The sequence below is a fragment of the Citrobacter sp. wls708 genome, assembly GCF_005281255.1.
Lineage (GTDB): Bacteria > Pseudomonadota > Gammaproteobacteria > Enterobacterales > Enterobacteriaceae > Citrobacter > Citrobacter werkmanii.
In genome coordinates this window covers 1-2,443 of the sequence record NZ_SZXE01000005.1, presented here as the reverse complement: position 1 = coordinate 2,443, position 2,443 = coordinate 1, and the positions used below count along the sequence as shown (strand labels likewise).

Annotated in this window: 4 protein-coding genes; 3 read left to right on the top strand and 1 reads right to left on the bottom strand. The window is 48.5% G+C overall.

Features of this window, described 5'->3' with window-relative positions:
* The coding region (locus FDW97_RS02395) for an MFS transporter (protein WP_137350613.1) at positions 1-455 on the bottom strand (455 nt) is incomplete at its 3' end.
* Between the two features lie 85 nt (positions 456-540).
* On the opposite strand from FDW97_RS02395, the gene FDW97_RS02390 reads away from it, so the two are divergent.
* The 3 genes from FDW97_RS02390 to FDW97_RS02380 form a co-directional block, all read left to right on the top strand.
* Complete coding sequence (locus FDW97_RS02390) at positions 541-1,191, top strand: GntR family transcriptional regulator (protein WP_137350612.1); 651 nt, start codon at positions 541-543, stop codon at positions 1,189-1,191.
* Between the two features lie 142 nt (positions 1,192-1,333).
* Positions 1,334-1,879: a tyrosine-type recombinase/integrase gene (locus FDW97_RS02385; protein ID WP_249359783.1), complete on the top strand. Its 546-nt coding sequence runs from the start codon at positions 1,334-1,336 to the stop codon at positions 1,877-1,879.
* Between the two features lie 426 nt (positions 1,880-2,305).
* Positions 2,306-2,443, top strand: a 138-nt coding sequence (locus FDW97_RS02380; RefSeq protein ID WP_137350611.1) for a histidine phosphatase family protein, incomplete at its 3' end; no start/stop codon positions are given.

Below are 2,443 nucleotides of genomic sequence, written 5' to 3'. Positions count from 1 at the left end.
TTGCCAGCCATTACACCGGATGAAACAATTCCCAGCGCCCAGGCTGCACGTTCTCTGGGAGCCTGGACTGCGATAAGAATTGTCGCGCCGGATGAGTAACCTCCCGCCAGGCCAACTAACAATCTTAGTCCGACAAGTTGCCATATATTTGTCACCAGCCCCATAAGCGAAACAGTAACCGCCATGCCAAGGCTGGCTCTCACGAGCATCGACTTGCGTCCATATCTGTCACCGAGTTTCCCCCAGACAGGGGCGATCAACCCGGCAGTGATAAACGTTGCGCTGAATGCCACGCCAGACCATTGAACAACCGAAGCATGCCCATGAACACCAAGCTCTTCGACATACAAAGGCAGGAACGGCAGCATAAGGGTCATTGCGAAGACGGTTGAGAACGAGCCAATGAAGCAAACGAGAAGGTTTCGCCGCCAGAAGCTGTTATAAAATTGGGTCATAGAAATACTCTTTCTTGGTATACCAAATTGGTATACCATATCGATTATGCATTTTACTGTCAATTTGCGGGAGATCATTGCCGTCATGAGTCAGGCATCAGAAGTTGAAAACCAATTAGGAAAATTGATACTCAGCATGGAACTGGGTCCGAGAGAACGACTGACCGAGCGCTGGGCTGAAGCAACGTTTAACGCCTCCCGGACGCCTGTCCGAGCCGCATTACAAAAGCTGGAGTCTGAAGGGCTGGTATGTCGTGACGGGTTACGCTGGTTGGTGGCACCGATCGATGTTGCTGAAGTTGAACAGCTGTGTATTTACCGGGAAGTACTTGAAGTGGCGGCATTAAAACTGTCAGCCAGCCGAATGACGGAAGAACAACTCAATGGTCTGGAAACCCTGCTTAAAGAGAAGACTGCTGATGTGTCTGAAGGGATAATGGATGATGCCGGAACACGATTCCATCTGCATCTGGCCCGTCTTTGTCAGAATGCGTTTATCATCGATGGGATAAGTGATGCACTGCGTCGGCTTTCACGGGCAAGATGGCTAGATAAATCGCCGTCGAACCCCGCTTGGGAAGATCATCGCGAAATATTTGCTGCACTTCGCTCGCAGGACATCGAGAAAGCGGCAGAGTTACTCGTCGCTCATCTCAGGGAAAGCCGACTCCGCCTTCTCGACGCTATCAATTCAAGCAGACGTAGCCTGAGGGCGAGAGGTATTGTTATATCCTGATCATGTGGCGAGTTACACAACAGAATAACAAAGGTCGACTTTTCGCTCATAAGGGACAACCATACTCAAATCTCCCACATTGCAGGAGATTTGAGTATGAACGAATAAAGACCGTATCATAGGCCAAAAAAGACCACTTTAGATATCTCATATCTGGGGGATCCGAATCCGGCTTGAACTGGAAGGTAAAACGCGTGATTTAGCTCTGTTCAATATGGCCTTAGACAGTAAGCTACGAGGCTGCGATCTGGTGAACCTCAAAGTATCTGATGTTGCATATGGTAGCTCGGTTTCAAGCAGAGCAACGGTGCTGCAACAGAAAACCGGTAGCCCTGTGCAATTTGAGATAACCAAAGGGACAAGAGAAGCTGTTGCTGCATTGATAAAGCTTGGCAATTTGCACAGTAAAGACTTCTTGTTTCGGTCTCGGATCGGAACTAACCGGCACATATCAACCCGACAATACAGCCGAATTTTTCATGGGTGGGTAGAAAAGCCTGTTCTCGAAGCTTCGCTTTACAGCACACATTCCATGAGAAGAATAAAACCTTACCTGATATACAAGAAAACCAAGAATCTCCGGGTGATCCAACTTCTGTTGGGCCATAAGAAACTGGAAATCACAGTCCGTTATCTAGGCATCGAAGTCGATGATGCGTTAGAGATCTCTGAATCGATTGAAGTCTAAGGTTGTCAGGGCTGCAACAGCAGCCCTGTGCCAAAAGCGGAAGTTAACTACGGATAAAATTCAGCGCCTCACACCCAGAGCCGCTGCATAACGGCAATAAGCTACACTTGTTCATTATTTCCAAAACAGGAAAGCCTTCCGCTGCTTCAACGGTGTGTGTTTGACATCGCGCTGTTGCGTAGTTTTTCAGGACGCTGCGGTTGATACGAGAAACGATAACAGGGGATAGGGGCGGCTTTGTGCCAAAAGCGGAAGTTAACTACGGATAAAATTCAGCGCCTCACACCCAGAGCCGCTGCATAACGGCAATAAGCTACACTTGTTCATTATTTCCAAAACAGGAAAGCCTTCCGCTGCTTCAACTGTGTGTGTTTGACATCGCGCAGTTTGGGCATTTTGATCAACAACGAGCATGGCCCGCTAACGATGAAATTGATACTTGTTCGACACGCAGAAACAGAGTGGAATTTGGAAGGAATTATTCAGGGGCACAGCGATAGCTCCTTGACCTGCCGGGGTTTGCGCGAAACATCCATCCTACTAGCAGCGTTTAGTGCAAGTGAG

Coding starts and splice junctions, on each gene's coding strand:
- FDW97_RS02390 (WP_137350612.1), top strand. CDS start 541: ATGAGTCAGGCATCAGAAGTTGAAAACCAATTAGGAAAATTGATACTC.